Source organism: Bacillus cereus group sp. BfR-BA-01316 (genome assembly GCF_022664195.1).
Taxonomy (GTDB): Bacteria; Bacillota; Bacilli; order Bacillales; family Bacillaceae_G; genus Bacillus_A.
Genome location: NZ_JAKUGX010000017.1, coordinates 77,206 through 94,048, shown reverse-complemented (window position 1 = coordinate 94,048; position 16,843 = coordinate 77,206). Strand labels below are relative to the sequence as shown.

Genomic DNA, 16,843 nt, shown 5'->3' with positions numbered 1-16,843 from the left:
TAATGATGGCAGAGAGGTCACACCCGTTCCCATACCGAACACGGAAGTTAAGCTCTCTAGCGCCGATGGTAGTTGGGACCTTGTCCCTGTGAGAGTAGGACGTTGCCAGGCTATATTATTCCGCAGTAGCTCAGCGGTAGAGCTATCGGCTGTTAACCGATCGGTCGTAGGTTCGATTCCTACCTGCGGAGCCATTATGCTTCCATAGCTCAGCTGGTAGAGTACTTCCATGGTAAGGAAGAGGTCACCGGTTCAAGCCCGGTTGGAAGCTTGGGAAAAGTCTTGTTTTGTTTTGTTTTTTTGGCCCGTTGGTCAAGTGGTTAAGACACCGCCCTTTCACGGCGGTAACACGGGTTCGAATCCCGTACGGGTCACCACTTTTGGAGGATTAGCTCAGCTGGGAGAGCACCTGCCTTACAAGCAGGGGGTCGGCGGTTCGATCCCGTCATCCTCCACCATATATTTTTAAATGTCGGAGGGGTAGCGAAGTGGCTAAACGCGGCGGACTGTAAATCCGCTCCTTCGGGTTCGGCAGTTCGAATCTGCCCCCCTCCACCATTTTCTTTAAAATAACCTGAAAGGGTTTATTTTTTTGAAAAGATAACCATACTAGTAAATATTAATGGGCTATAGCCAAGCGGTAAGGCAACGGACTTTGACTCCGTCATGCGCTGGTTCGAATCCAGCTAGCCCAGCCATTTACGAGCCATTAGCTCAGTTGGTAGAGCATCTGACTTTTAATCAGAGGGTCGAAGGTTCGAATCCTTCATGGCTCACCATTTTCGCGGAAGTAGTTCAGTGGTAGAATACAACCTTGCCAAGGTTGGGGTCGCGGGTTCGAATCCCGTCTTCCGCTTAATTACTAAGGGGCCTTAGCTCAGCTGGGAGAGCGCCTGCCTTGCACGCAGGAGGTCAGCGGTTCGATCCCGCTAGGCTCCATATAAATAGGGAAAGCTTACATCAAATGATGTAAGCTTTTTTTGTGTTTAAATTCCACTCCAAAAGGCAACTTTTCCGTATATCGTTTAAAATGAAAAAAAGGGATTGAATAAGGGGGAGGTAATTATGAAAGTTGTCATTGCATCGGATTCATATAAAGAAAGCCTGAAAGCTATAGAGGTATGTGAAGCTATTGAAAGAGGCTTTGCAGCAATTTTTCCTAAAGCAGAGTATGTTAAAGTGCCAGTTGGAGATGGAGGCGAAGGAACGGTTGAATCTCTTGTTGGTGCTACAATGGGGAGAATTATATCACTTAATGTGACAGGGCCGCTTGGAGAGAGCGTGCAAGCCTTTTATGGTATGTCTAAGGATAAGAAGACAGCATTTATTGAAATGGCGGCAGCATCAGGATTACAACACGTTCCAATTGAAAATAGAAACCCACTTATTACAACGACAAAAGGGACAGGCGAACTTATATTACATGCATTAGATCAAGGAGCTAAACACATTATTTTAGGGCTTGGAGGAAGTGCTACAAATGATGGTGGGGCTGGTATGCTATCTGCCTTAGGCGCAAGATTTATAAATAGGAAAGGTGAGGTAATAGAACCTTCTGGAGGGACATTGCATTTGATAACCACTGTTGACCTTTCTAGGATTGATTCACGCCTGGAAGATATAAAGTTAGAAGCAGCATGTGATGTAGATAACCCTTTAGTTGGACTGAGCGGGGCATCTTTTGTATTTGCGAGACAAAAAGGTGCGAATGTAGAGATGATGAAAGAGCTAGATGAGAATTTAAAACATTATGCTAATATACTTAAACAACATGTATCTTTTGATGTATCTGAAATACCAGGTGCGGGGGCAGCTGGAGGAATGGGAGCCGCTGTCGTTGCAGTACTAAAGGGACAGCTAAGAAAAGGGATTGAAATTGTATTAGATTATACAAATTTTGATAAGTGTATAGAGGGTGCCGATCTTATTGTAACTGGTGAGGGAAGAATAGATGAACAAACAGCTTATGGAAAAGCTCCTGTTGGTGTCGCGAAGCGGGCGAAATTTCGTCATATTCCTGTAATTGCTATTGGTGGATCTGTATCTCCGAACTATACAATTGTTTATGAAAAGGGAATTGATGCAGTGTTTAGTATTACGGCTAGTCCAATGACATTAGAAGAAGCATATAAAGCGGCAGAAGAGAATATCGAAATGACAGCAAAAAATATTGCAGCAGTATGGAAACTAGCATCAGAAAAACGCTTCTAAATGTAGAAGCGTTTTTTAATCTATTTATTTGAGGATATCTTGTGTAATTCTAGGTAGTAATGGAGAAAAGCACTGATAAAAATATTAGCTGATAGAAAAGTTAGTTGGTTTATCAAGTTAACTTTATACATAGAATAGTTTAAAAATTGGGATTCCAACGTAAATGTAAGTGAATAAAATGTATATCCATGCAGAAAAATGTCGAGTTGAGTCAGACTATATAAAAGATTTAAAATATTTAGTGAAGGCATAAAAGGGGGATACTATCTATGAAAAAAGAAATCTCAGTTATTGGAGTTCCAATGGATTTAGGACAGATGCGTCGCGGGGTTGATATGGGACCAAGCGCGATCCGTTATGCAGGGGTAATTGAAAGAATCGAAGAAATTGGATATAGCGTAAAAGATATGGGAGATATATGTATAGAGAGAGAAAAAGAAATAGATGAAAATACAAAGTTAAGAAACCTTACACAAGTTGCAACTGTATGTAATGAGTTAGCAAGTAAGGTTGATCATATTATAGAAGAAGGTCGTTTTCCACTTGTATTGGGCGGCGATCACAGTATTGCTATCGGTACGCTGGCTGGTGTAGCGAAACATTATAAAAATTTAGGTGTTATTTGGTATGATGCACACGGTGATTTAAATACAGAAGAGACTTCACCATCTGGAAATATTCACGGTATGTCACTTGCTGCAAGTTTAGGATATGGACATTCTTCACTTGTAGACTTATACGGGTCATATCCAAAGGTGAAGAAAGAGAACGTTGTAATTATCGGTGCACGTGCATTAGATGAAGGAGAAAAAGACTTTATTCGTGAAGAAGGCATCAAAGTATTCTCAATGCATGAAATTGATCGTATGGGTATGACGGCTGTTATGGAAGAAACAATTGCGTATTTATCTCATACTGATGGTGTTCATTTATCATTAGATTTAGATGGGCTTGATCCTCATGACGCACCAGGAGTTGGAACACCTGTAATTGGTGGTCTATCTTATCGTGAAAGCCACTTAGCGATGGAGATGTTAGCAGAAGCTGATATTGTTACATCTGCTGAGTTTGTTGAAGTAAATACAATTTTAGATGAGAGAAACAGAACAGCAACAACAGCGGTTGCTTTAATGGGTTCTTTATTCGGTGAAAAACTGAAATAAATGTAAAAAAAGCAACTGTGAAGTTGCTTTTTTTATTGGAAAATAGGCGTATAATAATGACTTATATTATACTGTAGGGTAAGAAAGTTTGACATCTTACCAATTTAAGCTAAAGAGGGCGTTTGTAATTGTCGTTTGTTTCATGTATGGTATAATTAACTAGTTGTTGGAAATACATACAGATAGAGCATAAAACAATATTTCAATATATGGATAGAATTGCTCGTAAGTAGGAGGAAGGGTTAGCATGCCTTTTGAAGATACGACCATTTTGAAATATCTTAGTACGGCATTAGATATTGCTGTTGTATGGTTTATTATATATAAGCTAATTCTTATAATCCGGGGCACGAAGGCTGTTCAACTTTTAAAAGGTATTACAGTTATTATTGTCGTCCGGATGATCAGTATTTTACTTGAATTGCATACGCTATATTGGCTAACGGAACAAGTATTAACGTGGGGATTCTTAGCTGTTATTATTATCTTTCAGCCAGAATTGCGAAGAGCACTTGAGCAGCTAGGACGAGGTAGCTTGTTTTCGCGTGTAGGAACTCACGAAGATGATGAACCCGAAATTGTTGCAACAGCGATAGCGAAAGCAACGGAATATATGGGAAAACGTAGAATTGGTGCATTAATTACGTTGTCAAAAGAGACTGGGATGGGTGACTATGTGGAAACGGGTATTCCGCTGAACGCAAATGTGTCATCAGAATTACTCATTAATATTTTTATCCCTAATACGCCTCTTCATGATGGAGCAGTAATTATGCAAGGAAGTACAATTAAAGCAGCAGCATGTTATCTTCCGCTATCAGAAAGTCCGTTTATTTCTAAGGAGTTAGGAACAAGGCATCGCGCTGCAATGGGAGTTAGTGAAGTTACTGATAGTATTACGGTAGTTGTGTCGGAAGAAACGGGTCAAATTTCTTTAACGAAAAATGGTGAGTTACATCGTGATTTGAAGACAGAACAGCTAAAGGATATGTTATTAGCTGAATTTAGTGGGAACGAAAAAACGACTTCTTCGTCTTTATGGAATTGGAGGAGAAAGCGTCATGGATAAGTTAATGGAGAATCATTGGTTTTTAAAAGGAATCTCATTACTATTGGCGTGTATGCTTTTTATGTCAGCAACTTTAACTGAAAAAAATACGACATCGAGTATATTACCTTTCGTAAATGAAACGAAAGAAACATTAACTGATTATCCTATTACCCTTAAGTATGATGAAGAGAAATATATTGTAAGTGGTATTCCAGCAGGTGGAGTCAAGGTGAAGTTGGAAGGCCCAAAATCAGCAGTTGCTACAGCAAAAGCAAAAAAACAATTTGATATATCAGTTGATTTGCGAGATAGTCAAAAAGGAACTTATGAAGTTTCTTTAAAAGCGAATGGGCTTCCAGATGATGTGAAAGGAACAGTCCAACCAGCAACAATTAAAGTCACTCTGCATGAAAAAGCGAAAAAGTATGTTCATGTAGACTTGAAATTATCAAATGAAGATCAGATGCCAGCGGGTGCTACTCTTGAAAAATCAGTTATTAAGCCTGATACTGTTGAGGTAGTTGGGACGAAAGAAGAAATAGAAAGTATTTCATCTGCTAAGGCATATATCGATTTAAAAGGTGTTAATAAAACTGTTACAAAAACACCAGACGTTACATTATACAATAAAGAAGGAAAACGCTTAAATGTAAGAACAAATCCATCTAAAATTAGTGTAACGTTGAATGTAGCAACGCAAGCTACAGCAAATAACGTCGAAAAAACAGTTCCTTTAACATATGCGAAAAAAGGGAATTTACCAGAAGGTTTAGCTGTTACAAATATTAGTGTTGAACCAAAAGAAGTAACGATAGCAGGTCCAAAAGACATTTTGGATAATATACAATCTATAGAGGGGGTCGAGGTAGATCTTAGTCAATTGACGGATTCTACAACATTCGATGCCTCTGTTTTATTGCCAAAAGGCGTAACAAGTGCAAAACCAAATCAAGTGAAGGTTTCCGTAGGGGTACAAAAGGTAAAACAAACGAAAAGTAAAACTATTGATGGTATCCCGATTCAAAAAAATGGAATTCCGAATGATGTTACTGCTCAGCTACTTTCGCCACAAGATGGAAAGATAAGCGTTGATATTTCAGGAGAAGCAAGTATAGTAGATAAAATAACAGCTGCTCAAATAACAGCTGCGATTAATCTGCAAAATGTATCTCCGGGGACGAATGATGTTTCTATTCAAGTGAGCGGTCCTGGTAATATTTCGATAGAAGCAAAACAAAAAAGTGCTAAAGTCACAATTGTGAAGAAAGAAAAGCCGGATAAAGAAGTACAAGGTAATATTGAACAACCAGATTCAAAAAACAATCAAGAAAATCAAACTGAAAAACCAAAAAATCCTGAACCGGATCCAGGACAGGATCAGGAAAAAGATAAAGACAAAGATAAAGACAAAGATAAAGATAAAGACAAAGATAAAGACAAAGATAAAGACAAAGACAAAGATAAAGAAAATGGCCAAGAAATGAGCCAAGAACCAACAGTAGATAATCAAAAAGGAGCGAATAATAATGGGTAAATATTTTGGCACAGACGGAGTACGCGGGGTTGCAAATAAGGAATTAACACCTGAATTAGCATTCAAAATTGGACGTTTTGGCGGCTATGTATTAACAAAAGATACAGATCGTCCAAAAGTAATTATTGGCCGTGATACACGTATATCTGGACATATGTTAGAAGGAGCTTTAGTAGCGGGTCTATTATCAACTGGAGCAGAAGTAATGCGTCTTGGTGTTATTTCTACACCAGGTGTGGCTTATTTAACAAAAGCTTTAGATGCACAAGCGGGTGTTATGATTTCTGCATCTCATAATCCAGTACAAGATAATGGAATTAAGTTCTTTGGTTCAGATGGCTTTAAATTAACAGATGAGCAAGAAGCAGAAATTGAAGCGTTATTAGACAAAGAGGTTGACGAGCTACCACGTCCAACAGGGACTAACCTTGGACAAGTGAGCGATTACTTTGAAGGTGGACAAAAGTATTTACAATACATTAAACAAACTGTAGAGGAAGATTTCTCTGGTTTACATATCGCTTTAGATTGTGCACACGGTGCGACATCTTCTTTAGCTCCATACTTATTTGCAGACTTAGAAGCTGATATTTCAACGATGGGAACTTCACCGAACGGTATGAACATTAACGATGGAGTAGGTTCTACGCATCCAGAAGTATTAGCTGAGTTGGTAAAAGAAAAAGGCGCTGATATCGGACTTGCTTTTGATGGAGACGGAGACCGTTTAATCGCTGTAGACGAAAAAGGAAACATCGTTGATGGCGATCAAATTATGTTTATTTGTGCGAAGTACATGAAAGAAACTGGTCAATTGAAACATAATACAGTTGTTTCAACAGTTATGAGTAACTTAGGTTTCTACAAAGCACTGGAAGCAAACGGTATTACAAGTGATAAAACAGCAGTTGGTGACCGCTACGTAATGGAAGAGATGAAACGTGGTGGATATAATCTGGGCGGAGAACAATCAGGTCACATTATCTTACTTGATTACATTACAACTGGTGATGGAATGTTAAGTGCTCTTCAACTTGTAAACATCATGAAAATGACGAAAAAGCCATTATCTGAGCTTGCAGGTGAGATGACGAAATTCCCACAATTACTAGTAAACGTTCGTGTAACAGATAAAAAACTAGCATTAGAAAATGAAAAAATTAAAGAAATTATTCAAGTTGTAGAGGAAGAAATGAACGGCGACGGTCGTATTCTTGTTCGTCCATCTGGAACAGAGCCACTTATTCGTGTAATGGCAGAAGCACCAACACAAGAAGTTTGTGATGCTTATGTACACCGTATTGTAGAAGTTGTGAAAGCTGAAGTTGGCGTTGAATAATTTGCTAAATATATTTTAAAAGGAGCACAAGAAGTGCTCCTTTTTCATATGTTTTATAGACAATGAAAAAATTTTCATTGACGGTTTATATTGTTTGTTATACGATTGTCTTGTTCTTTTTCTCAAAGGAAATATTGTAAATTATAAAAGCGCCAGAACTACAAGTAGTGTAGTTGACGAGGAGGAGCTTTATCGAGATTTCGGCGGATAACTCCCGGTTGTTCATCACAACCGCAAGCTTTTACTTAAAACATTAAGGTGACTTAGTGGACAAAGGTGAAAGTGTGATGAGAGAAAAGGAACGGATGAATACTAGCTGTATAAGTATATACGGACTTTAACCCAATCGAGAGGAAGGTGAAAGCCGTTACAAGCTTACAGGGCTAGCAATATGTAATCCGTTTTTTAGTACAAATAAAAATGGTATCGGACTATGTCGTTACATGTTCGCAGAGCAGCGTAAGCATTTGTAACGGCGACTAAACATGTGTGGAATCGTAGGATTTATTGGAGAGCAAGATGCAAAGGAAATTTTATTAAAAGGTTTAGAAAAGCTAGAGTATCGTGGATATGATTCAGCAGGTATTGCAGTACAAGCAGAGAACGGTGTTGTTGTATACAAAGAAAAAGGCCGTATTGCAAAACTTCGCGAAGTCGTAGATGAGAATGTAGTAGCAAACGTGGGAATCGGTCACACACGCTGGGCTACACACGGTGTTCCAAGCAAAGTAAACGCGCATCCGCATCAAAGTACATCAAAACGCTTTACGCTAGTTCATAACGGTGTAATTGAAAACTATGAATTAGTGAAAAAAGAATATTTACAAGATGTAACGTTCGTAAGTGAGACAGATACAGAGGTTATCGTGCAACTTATGGAACAACAAGTAAGCACAGGACTAAGTGTAGAAGAAGCGTTCCGTAACACGTTATCTCTTTTACATGGTTCTTACGCAATCGGACTACTTGATGCTGAAAATCCAAACATGATTTATGTTGCTAAAAACAAAAGCCCGCTATTAGTAGGTGTTGGTAACAACTTTAATGTTGTGGCGAGCGACGCTATGGCGATGTTACAAGTTACAGATCAATTTATCGAGTTAATGGATAAAGAAATCGTAATCGTAACAAAAGAAAGCATTACAATTAAAAACTTACAAGGTGAAACGATTGAACGTGCACCGTTTACAGCGGAACTAGACGCAAGTGATATTGAAAAAGGAACGTATCCTCATTTCATGCTAAAAGAAATCGACGAGCAACCACTTGTAATCCGTAATATTATTCAAAAGTACCAAGGTGAAAATGGCGAGATTGAACTGGATGAAGATATCCGTAACGCAATTTTAGATAGCGATCGTATTTATATCATTGCATGCGGAACAAGTTATCATGCAGGTCTTGTTGGAAAGCAATTCATTGAGAAGTTCGCGAAATTACCAGTTGAAGTACACGTAGCAAGTGAATTCTCTTACAACATGCCATTATTAACAGAAAGACCATTCTTCATTTATATTTCACAAAGTGGTGAAACTGCTGATAGCCGTGCAGTACTTGTGCAAACAAATGAAATGGGCCATAAAGCATTAACAATTACAAACGTACCTGGTTCTACGCTTTCTCGTGAAGCTGATTATACACTTCCGCTATACGCAGGACCAGAAATTGCAGTTGCATCAACGAAAGCTTACACAGCACAACTTGCAGTACTTTCAATCTTAGCAGCTGACATTGCTAAAGCTAAAGGTGAAATTCTTGATTTCGATTTAACTCACGAACTAGGGCTTGTAGCAAACGCAATGGTAGTACTTTGTGATCAAAAAGAAGAAATGGATGCATTAGCAAAACAATTTTTATCAACAACACGTAACTGCTTCTTCATCGGACGTAGCGTAGACTTCTTCGTAGGTTTAGAAGGTGCGTTAAAACTAAAAGAAATCTCTTACATCCAAGCAGAAGGATTTGCTGGAGGAGAATTAAAACACGGTACAATTGCCTTAATCGAAAATGGTACACCAGTTATCGCCCTTGCTACACAAGAGCACGTAAACCTTGGAATTCGTGGTAACGTGAAAGAAGTAGTAGCACGCGGAGCTAACCCATGTATCATCTCAATGAAAGGCTTAGAAATGGAAGGAGACAGCTTCGTATTACCAGCTGTACACGAAGCACTAGCACCGCTAGTAGCAGTTATTCCATTCCAACTTATCTCATACTATGCAGCACTTCACCGCGAGTGTGACGTTGATAAGCCACGTAACTTAGCTAAATCTGTTACTGTTGAGTAGAAGGTTGGTAGATTTGAAATAAATGTTGCGAAGCTTTGCCCCTTTGGATAGGATTATCTAAAGGGGCATTTTTGTGTCGAAAAGAAAAAGAACATCTAAAATTGATAAGTGGATTAAAGAGGGGCGAGGAACTGGTAGTGGGGCAGATTATCAGCCTTGGCTTAAAATTCAAGATGTTTCCTCAATAGGGCGATCAACAAGATTAAAAGGTATAAAGACTGCCAGACAACATGAGTTTTTATCGAATTTGGAACGGGACTCTTTTAAAATAACTGAATATTCAGATGATGATTTAGATATTCGTGAACAATTTTCTTTATTACCACAAGAAGAGACGATAGATTACTAGACATTACGAGGGGGATTATTAATGAAAGTGAAAGAAAAAGCATATCTAAGTATAGAAGAGATTATTTCATTACCAACCTTATCAAGTACAAACATAAGTGATGATGGCAAAAACGTAGCATTTGTCAAAAAGACAGCTAACTGGAAAGACAATACATATAGGAATCATGTATGGGTATATGAAACAGATAAGGGGCAGAGTTATCCATTAACAACTGGGGATATAGGTAGTACATACCCATTATGGTCTCCAGACTCTAGGGATATCGCATACCTTAGTCTAGTTGGTGATGGGGATAATAAGAAAAATCAGATCTTTGTTAAGTCACTAGATGGTTATGGTGGGGTTCAAATTACTGATGAGAAAGAAGGGATCAGTAAATTCAAATGGGAGTCTACTGGCAGGGGTTTTTATTATGTCGCACAGTCAAAAGAATGTGAGCTGATAAAGAAACGTAAAGAACGATATGGAGATTTCCAACATGTAGGTAAGGAACATCAGAATAATTGTTTATATTACATTGAAATAGAAAAAGTGATACAAAATGATGCATATAAACACGAAAATAACGTTGTTTATCAACTAACTGATGGGAAGGATTTTCATATCCAGGAATTTGATATTTCAAATGATGGGAAGAAAATTGTATTTATGGCTACACCAAGCTCAAGTATGGAAGATTATATAAATGGAGATCTATATATACTACATATTAAAGCTAGAGAGTTACAAAAGCTGAATATAGATAAGTTGTTGGGAGGGAGCGTGTGCTTTTCTCCTGAAGGCAGCAAAATATGTTACTCGGCAAGTATAAGAGAGAAGGAGTACTATAAGACCAATATACAAGACAGTACATTAGAGATATACGATATTCATAATGGAGAGCTAATTCAACCTTTAACAGGTTTTGATAGTACGGTTATGCCATTACGATGGACAGCTAAAGGAATTTTAATAAGATGGCAGGATAAAACGAATTATCTTATTGGGTTGCTATATGAGGATGGCACTGTGGAAGTGTTAAGCGAAAAAGTAGATGGTTTTATAATGGATGCTTCTATAACGAGTGATGGAAATCATATATCCTATAATAAAGCTATAACAAATGAAACCTTTGAAATGTATTTAGACGATAAAAAAATAACGGATGAAAATAGCTTTTTTAAAGGAAGACTTAAAGGTAACAGGAAAATAATCTCATGGCAAAGTAGTGATGGTCTTGAAATAGAGGGTGTTTTATCAACCCCAGTAGAGTTTGATTCCAATAAACAATATCCTTTATTAGTAGTAATCCATGGCGGTCCGGATTGGGCATCCTTTCCCATATTCTCAGACTGCTTTAATGAGAAATACCCTATTGAGCAGTTTATCGAAAAAGGCTTTATAGTTTTAGAGCCAAACTACAGAGGAAGTTCTGGTTATGGTAATGAATTTTTAAAAGCAAACTATAGAAAACAAGGACTTGCTGACTACGATGATGTTATATCTGGAGTGGATAAACTAGTTGATCAAGGGGTTGTAGATAAGGATAGAGTAGGGGTTATGGGATGGAGCAACGGGGGATATATATCAGCTTTCTGTTCTACATTTAGTAGTAGATTTAAAGCTATTTCAGTTGGTGGTGGAATTACTAACTGGAGTACCCATTATGTAAATACAGATATCCCTTACTTTATTAGAATGCATTTAGGAAATACTCCATGGAATGATCCAGAGATATATACTAAAACATCACCAATGACGTATATTAAATCAGCCTGTACGCCTACATTAATTCAACATGGGGAAAAGGATGCAAGAGTTCCAATTCTAAATGCATATGAGCTATATAAAGGATTAAGGGATATGGAAGTTGATACAGAATTAATTATATTTAAAGGAATGGCATATAGTCCTGATCAGCCGGGAATGAATGTAGCTATTATGAAGCAGAATTTGATGTGGTTTTCACACTATATTCTTGGGGAAAGTATGGAGGGTTTTAGGGTTTTATAATGGACGTCCTCACAGGATACATAAGGAAGCTTTTTTCTTAATTAGACTTAGAAGGAAAATTAGATATAAGAAAGGGATACTTCATTACAACTGATTTATCTACGGGACAAAAAAAGATATATTAAATAGAATGATCAAACTTTTTTTAACACCTACATTTATATGAATTTAAAATAAAGCCACCCCTTTAGATAGAGTTATCTAAAGGGGTGTTTTTTATAGTAAAAAGAACAACTGAAATTGAAGGATTGATTAAGGGACTGTTGAGTGAAAATTAGTTGTTTCGTTTGAGGGCCAGATTGTTGAAAAGTAGATTTAATAAATTATATAATTTATTGTAAACTGAGTTCACACAATTATTGAGACGATTTATTATAAAACATATACTTAAACGATTATAAGTAAACATAATTTGGAGGACTAATATGACAGAGAATAAAAATGTGTTACCGGTAGAAAAACGTGAAGAATTATTCAAATCATTGAAAGCTCGTTTTGAGAAGAATATGAATCGCCATGAAGGTGTTGAATGGGCAAAAGTCGAAGCAAAGCTGGATGCTAATGCTGAGAAATTATGGTCACTTAACGAAATGGAAGTAACTGGCGGTGAGCCGGATGTTGTCGGCTATGATAAAGTGAAGGACGAGTATATTTTCTATGATTGTTCAACGGAAAGTCCTAAAGGTCGCAGAAGCCTTTGTTATGATCGCGAAGCGCTAGAGTCAAGAAAAAAACATAAACCAGAAAATACTGCTATTGATGTGGCAACTGCCATGGGCATTGAACTATTAACCGAAGAACAATATCGAGAGTTGCAAAAACTTGGAAATTTCGATATGAAATCATCAAGTTGGGTACAAACACCTTCAGATATTAGAGAGCTCGGCGGTGCTCTATTTTGCGATTATCGCTTCGGACACGTTTTTGCGTACCACAATGGAGCAGATTCTTACTATGCTGCCAGAGGGTTTCGCGGTTTGTTAAAGGTTTAAGTTTTACGTAAATAAAAAAGAGCCTGCATTCAGGCTCTTTTTCTATTTATATTTTAAAGATGAACTATTACTATGCAGCTTTACTTAATTTATATGTTTTGTGGTTGTTTTTACCGAAAAGTTTTGGGAAAACATAACCATCTAATCCAATACGTCCAGCATTCTGTCCTGCAACTAAAATGAACATAGTTAAAATAAGCAGGTTTGGGTTTACACTAACAGTTCCGCTTAATAAAAATGAAAGGTTCATTATGATTCCGAAAAATGCAGCTGTTTTTGTTAATCCACCTAAAATCAAACCTAGACCTACTAAAATTTCTCCCCATTGAACTAAAAAGCTAAATAGGTCTGCGTTTGGAAGAACAAAATGTTGAAGGAAATCTGCCCACCAACCTTGTACTGCAGGGTGACTACCTGATGCTTGAGCGATAGCTCCTTTTAGAAAACCGCTTGCATCAAAAGACTGTCCAAAAACTTTGCCTATTCCAGCAACGAGCCATGCATACCCTATGTAAAGTCGTAAAAATAATAATATGAAAGTAGCGCGTTTATCAGTTCTTAAAAAATTGATAACCATTGAAATCCCTCCAATGTATTGTATTTACATGTTTATTATATATTCATTGTGAACAAATTCACAATGAATAAAATGTGAACAAAACTTACAATTTTTCATTTGTAAAATTGTACATAAAGTATTGTGAAATTTATTTTTTGGAGGATGAAGAATAAATGAGGGATGGGAGCTCTCCACTAAAATAGATAGCTCCCATAGTAAACAAATTAATGTACGTTCTTTTAAATATCTACTATTAATTTATCTTGTCTTTTCCTTATTATTTCTCTGGTTTTATATAAGGAACTACTTGCGCAGTAGCTCCTACAGAAGCACCACGAATAAAGTCTTGGTTTTCTAACGCCTTAAAGTTTTCTGTTTTCCCGGTTAGCATGACACCTAAAATTTTCACTTGATCAAAGGGTTTGTTTTTGTTTGATTTTAAAAACTTCTGAATGTCTTCGTCATGTCCATCGTCATCGTATGGTTTAAGTGAATCAACGAACTCTTTGTACGCTTTTTTAGGTGATTTTTCTGGGTTGAATCCGTAAACCGGCATACCAGCAGGCCCTTTACTTTCATCCCTAATTGGCGATGTCATATATAGCCATACGATGTTTAAGTTGTCTGGAATTTTTTTCTTTTCCCATCATTTTTCCTCCCTACACTTATACAACGAATAGGTAATGATAAATGTATACACTTAAATTAAAGTTTTGTTCTTTATAAAAATAGGGAAGGCATATAACAATCATATGTTATATGCCTTCCCTATTATATATTTAGTAATTTATTTAGCTAATGTAAATTTAGCTTTTTTACCTTGTGAAATATCTTTAGCTTCTTTATTTCTCATAGGTCCTAGCTCAATCTCAAAGCTTTTATCTTTCCAAATCTTTTCATACTGTTCTTGGTCTAATATATATACTTGTAGTAATTCTCCAGATGTCCCTGTTTTGACCACATCGTTATAAGTATAGTTTAGTAGCATACCTTCGCCAATTGTATATTGTGCACCATCATTAACTCTCAATGTAGAGCTTATAGGAGATAGTGCGACGTCTTGTGTATCTTTGTTATCAAGTTTGAATTTTACTGTTAATAGAACAATACCATTTTTGAAATTTGCAAATCGTGGAGCCTCGACAGAATTTGGCGTGAATTGAGCAAATTGATATCCATCTAATGTAACATTGACAGCACCTAATTCTTGACTATTATTAATGCCGGATTGTTCTTTTAGCATTTTTTTATCGCCCATGTTATTAGCAGTTACTTTATCTTGATAGAAAGCTTTATCTGCTGTTACCTTTTCAGCGCCTTGTTTGTTTAAACTTAATGAAAAGTTTCCAGGGCTTCCAATTGGTGCATCAAATTTTCCTTTATTAGCTTGTGCAGTTGGAACTTTGACGGAGACCGTTGATAGGCTTGAAATTTTTGTTAAATCATCTTTTCCAAATGGATAAGCGATATAACCAGAAATGGTTTCTCCTGCCTTTACTAAATAGTCATTTGTTGGAGCAAGCTTGGATGGTAACTGGTCTTCTTTTGGGATTAAATCTTTATAGTTACTATATACCTTCTGAGCACCAGTAAATGACATGTCCAATGCCGGCATGTAGTAAATATCTTTAGTTGAATTGTTTTTCACACTATAATTTGCAAGGATAACTCCACCGTCTGTTTGATTATTAAAAGGGATATTAAAGTCGGTATGGAAACCATTTAATTCAACTAATGTATAACTATTAAGTGATACTGAAATATCCTCTGCTTTATGGATTTGTGGTTCTTTATTTTCAAAAAGAACTTTTGTTTTACCACCCGTTTCTTTCTCCATATAGGAAATCAGTTTGGAATAATCACTTGAGTTAGTAGTTGTATTTTCAGTTTTTTTGTCTTCGGATTTTTTATCTTCAGTTTTATTTTCTTTTGTTGTATCCGTTTTTTCTGTCTTACTTTCTTTGGTTTCATTTTCTTTTTGATCTTTATTTGTCGTATCGCTTTGACCGCAGCCAGTTATTAGAAAGGCTGCTACGATTACTGTAGAAAATAAAGAAATTACTTTTTTTGACATTTTTCTTCCCCCAATTTGTTTAAAACTAGATGAGTCTGCATAATCAGACCATTTATAACATCTCTCACATTAGCCCCACGTTTTATTATAAAAAAACAAACCATTATTTACCAGTGTTTTCTGATTATTTGTTTTATTTTAATATCTTAATGGTTATTTTTAATAGAAACATAGTTGAAGCTTATATGTAGGTAAATCACAATATTTTTCCTCCGAAAGAGAAGTAAGATTATCTTTTCTATTTTAAATATTTAATCTTTTTGTTAAAGTAAATAATAGAGATATATTGAAAGGGGATAAAGACTAGATATGTGGATGAACTTGTAATGATTAGAAATTAGATAGATGAATTTTTCTCTCATAAGTGAGGGTTTATTTAGCTATCTGTAAATCATTCAAGGACTGCATATTTGGCTTGTACATCCCTTTTGTAAGGATAGATACCTATGTCGGGAAAGTTTATATCTCTTATATAAAATATGCGTCCTTTAATTTGGAGGAGTATATGATGAATCAATTAAAAAATAAAGTAGCAGTTGTTACAGGTGTAAGTCGTCTAGATGGTATAGGAGCAGCTATTTGTAAAGAATTAGCTGAAGCAGGATACGATATATTTTTTACGTATTGGACAGAGTATGATAAAGAGATGCCTTGGGGCGTTGAGCAAAATGAACAAATACAATTAAAAGAAGAGCTGATACAAAGCGGTGTTAAAGTATCAAGTATGGAGTTAGATTTAACTCGGAACGATGCACCAAAGCAGCTTATAAATACAGTTACTGAACAATTAGGGTACCCTCATATATTAATTAATAATGCAGCTTATTCTACGAATAATGATTTCTCTAATTTGACTGCCGAAGAGTTGGATAAGCATTACATGGTAAATGTTCGTGGGACTACATTGTTAAGTAGTGAGTTTGCACGTGGATTCAAGATGAAATCCAGTGGTAGAATCGTTAATATTACTTCGGGGCAATTTAAAGGGCCTATGGCTGGAGAGCTAGCATATGCAACAACGAAGGGAGCTATTGACGCTCTCACTAGTACGTTATCAGCAGAAGTGGCTCATTTAGGGATAACGGTTAATGCGATTAATCCAGGTCCAACTAATACGGGATGGATGACTGAAGAGATAAAGCGCGGGTTAACACCGATGTTTCCTTTTGGCAGAATTGGTGAACCAAAGGATGCAGCAAGGCTTATTAAGTTTTTAGTGAGCGAAGAAGCCGAGTGGATTACAGGGCAAGTTATTCATTCAGAAGGTGGATTTAAGAGATAAATTTAT

The 16,843-nt window shown here is 36.7% G+C and carries 11 protein-coding genes, 9 tRNA genes, 1 rRNA gene and 3 pseudogenes; 21 read left to right on the top strand and 3 right to left on the bottom strand.

Going from position 1 to position 16,843, the window contains the following annotated elements; genetic code table 11:
- From rrf to MR071_RS14680, 20 genes and pseudogenes are all read left to right on the top strand, one after another.
- Positions 1-111, top strand: a 5S ribosomal RNA gene (gene rrf / locus MR071_RS14775); the annotation flags it as partial.
- An 8-nt stretch (positions 112-119) separates the two neighbouring features.
- Positions 120-194, top strand: a tRNA-Asn gene (locus tag MR071_RS14770).
- A gap of 4 nt (positions 195-198) precedes the next feature.
- A tRNA-Thr gene (locus tag MR071_RS14765) sits at positions 199-271 on the top strand.
- 31 nt (positions 272-302) lie between these two features.
- Positions 303-377 (top strand) — tRNA-Glu (locus MR071_RS14760).
- A gap of 5 nt (positions 378-382) precedes the next feature.
- A tRNA-Val gene (locus MR071_RS14755) sits at positions 383-458 on the top strand.
- 16 nt (positions 459-474) lie between these two features.
- Positions 475-558: transfer RNA gene (locus tag MR071_RS14750), tRNA-Tyr, on the top strand.
- A 65-nt stretch (positions 559-623) separates the two neighbouring features.
- Positions 624-698 (top strand) — tRNA-Gln (locus tag MR071_RS14745).
- A 5-nt stretch (positions 699-703) separates the two neighbouring features.
- Positions 704-779 (top strand) — tRNA-Lys (locus MR071_RS14740).
- Between the two features lie 5 nt (positions 780-784).
- Positions 785-856, top strand: a tRNA-Gly gene (locus MR071_RS14735).
- A 10-nt stretch (positions 857-866) separates the two neighbouring features.
- Positions 867-939 (top strand) — tRNA-Ala (locus MR071_RS14730).
- A 126-nt stretch (positions 940-1,065) separates the two neighbouring features.
- Positions 1,066-2,211 (top strand): glycerate kinase, encoded by a 1,146-nt coding sequence (locus MR071_RS14725; protein ID WP_105587204.1) that lies wholly within the window; start codon positions 1,066-1,068, stop codon positions 2,209-2,211.
- A gap of 269 nt (positions 2,212-2,480) precedes the next feature.
- Positions 2,481-3,374 carry an arginase gene (rocF, locus tag MR071_RS14720; RefSeq protein WP_105587203.1) on the top strand — a complete coding sequence of 298 codons (894 nt, stop codon included), beginning with the start codon at positions 2,481-2,483 and terminating at the stop codon, positions 3,372-3,374.
- A gap of 247 nt (positions 3,375-3,621) precedes the next feature.
- Positions 3,622-4,443, top strand: coding sequence for a diadenylate cyclase CdaA (cdaA, locus tag MR071_RS14715; RefSeq protein WP_002115347.1), 822 nt, complete (start codon positions 3,622-3,624; stop codon positions 4,441-4,443).
- Positions 4,436-5,959 (top strand): CdaR family protein, encoded by a 1,524-nt coding sequence (locus MR071_RS14710; protein ID WP_242236575.1) that lies wholly within the window; start codon positions 4,436-4,438, stop codon positions 5,957-5,959. The genes cdaA and MR071_RS14710 overlap by 8 nt, the downstream gene beginning before the upstream one ends.
- On the top strand, positions 5,952-7,298 hold the full coding sequence (glmM, locus tag MR071_RS14705) for a phosphoglucosamine mutase (protein WP_105587201.1): 1,347 nt from the start codon (positions 5,952-5,954) through the stop codon (positions 7,296-7,298). The genes MR071_RS14710 and glmM overlap by 8 nt, the downstream gene beginning before the upstream one ends.
- Positions 7,299-7,585: 287 nt before the next feature.
- A pseudogene (locus tag MR071_RS14700) lies at positions 7,586-7,771 on the top strand (hypothetical protein).
- Between the two features lie 12 nt (positions 7,772-7,783).
- Positions 7,784-9,586 (top strand): glutamine--fructose-6-phosphate transaminase (isomerizing), encoded by a 1,803-nt coding sequence (glmS, locus tag MR071_RS14695; protein ID WP_242236573.1) that lies wholly within the window; start codon positions 7,784-7,786, stop codon positions 9,584-9,586.
- Between the two features lie 73 nt (positions 9,587-9,659).
- Positions 9,660-9,926 (top strand): annotated as a pseudogene (locus tag MR071_RS14690) (TnsA endonuclease N-terminal domain-containing protein); the annotation flags it as partial.
- A gap of 30 nt (positions 9,927-9,956) precedes the next feature.
- Positions 9,957-11,930, top strand: coding sequence for a S9 family peptidase (locus tag MR071_RS14685; RefSeq protein ID WP_105587198.1), 1,974 nt, complete (start codon positions 9,957-9,959; stop codon positions 11,928-11,930).
- A 425-nt stretch (positions 11,931-12,355) separates the two neighbouring features.
- Complete coding sequence (locus MR071_RS14680) at positions 12,356-12,922, top strand: DUF4256 domain-containing protein (RefSeq protein ID WP_105587196.1); 567 nt, start codon at positions 12,356-12,358, stop codon at positions 12,920-12,922.
- A 70-nt stretch (positions 12,923-12,992) separates the two neighbouring features.
- On the opposite strand, the gene MR071_RS14675 is transcribed toward MR071_RS14680, so the two are convergent.
- From MR071_RS14675 to MR071_RS14665, 3 genes and pseudogenes are all read right to left on the bottom strand, one after another.
- A complete protein-coding gene (locus MR071_RS14675; RefSeq protein ID WP_242236572.1) occupies positions 12,993-13,499 on the bottom strand; it encodes a DoxX family membrane protein in 507 nt (168 codons plus the stop codon).
- A 259-nt stretch (positions 13,500-13,758) separates the two neighbouring features.
- Positions 13,759-14,115, bottom strand: a pseudogene (locus MR071_RS14670) (anti sigma factor C-terminal domain-containing protein); the annotation flags it as partial.
- 153 nt (positions 14,116-14,268) lie between these two features.
- Positions 14,269-15,555, bottom strand: coding sequence for a DUF5068 domain-containing protein (locus tag MR071_RS14665; RefSeq protein WP_105587194.1), 1,287 nt, complete (start codon positions 15,553-15,555; stop codon positions 14,269-14,271).
- A gap of 505 nt (positions 15,556-16,060) precedes the next feature.
- On the opposite strand from MR071_RS14665, the gene MR071_RS14660 reads away from it, so the two are divergent.
- Positions 16,061-16,837, top strand: a complete 777-nt coding sequence (locus tag MR071_RS14660; protein ID WP_105587193.1) for an SDR family oxidoreductase — start codon at positions 16,061-16,063, stop codon at positions 16,835-16,837.
- The last annotated feature ends 6 nt before the right edge of the window (positions 16,838-16,843 follow it).

Coding starts and splice junctions, on each gene's coding strand:
- MR071_RS14725 (WP_105587204.1), top strand. CDS start 1,066: ATGAAAGTTGTCATTGCATCGGATTCATATAAAGAAAGCCTGAAAGCT.
- rocF (WP_105587203.1), top strand. CDS start 2,481: ATGAAAAAAGAAATCTCAGTTATTGGAGTTCCAATGGATTTAGGACAG.
- cdaA (WP_002115347.1), top strand. CDS start 3,622: ATGCCTTTTGAAGATACGACCATTTTGAAATATCTTAGTACGGCATTA.
- MR071_RS14710 (WP_242236575.1), top strand. CDS start 4,436: ATGGATAAGTTAATGGAGAATCATTGGTTTTTAAAAGGAATCTCATTA.
- glmM (WP_105587201.1), top strand. CDS start 5,952: ATGGGTAAATATTTTGGCACAGACGGAGTACGCGGGGTTGCAAATAAG.
- glmS (WP_242236573.1), top strand. CDS start 7,784: ATGTGTGGAATCGTAGGATTTATTGGAGAGCAAGATGCAAAGGAAATT.
- MR071_RS14685 (WP_105587198.1), top strand. CDS start 9,957: ATGAAAGTGAAAGAAAAAGCATATCTAAGTATAGAAGAGATTATTTCA.
- MR071_RS14680 (WP_105587196.1), top strand. CDS start 12,356: ATGACAGAGAATAAAAATGTGTTACCGGTAGAAAAACGTGAAGAATTA.
- MR071_RS14675 (WP_242236572.1), bottom strand. CDS start 13,499: ATGGTTATCAATTTTTTAAGAACTGATAAACGCGCTACTTTCATATTA.
- MR071_RS14665 (WP_105587194.1), bottom strand. CDS start 15,555: ATGTCAAAAAAAGTAATTTCTTTATTTTCTACAGTAATCGTAGCAGCC.
- MR071_RS14660 (WP_105587193.1), top strand. CDS start 16,061: ATGATGAATCAATTAAAAAATAAAGTAGCAGTTGTTACAGGTGTAAGT.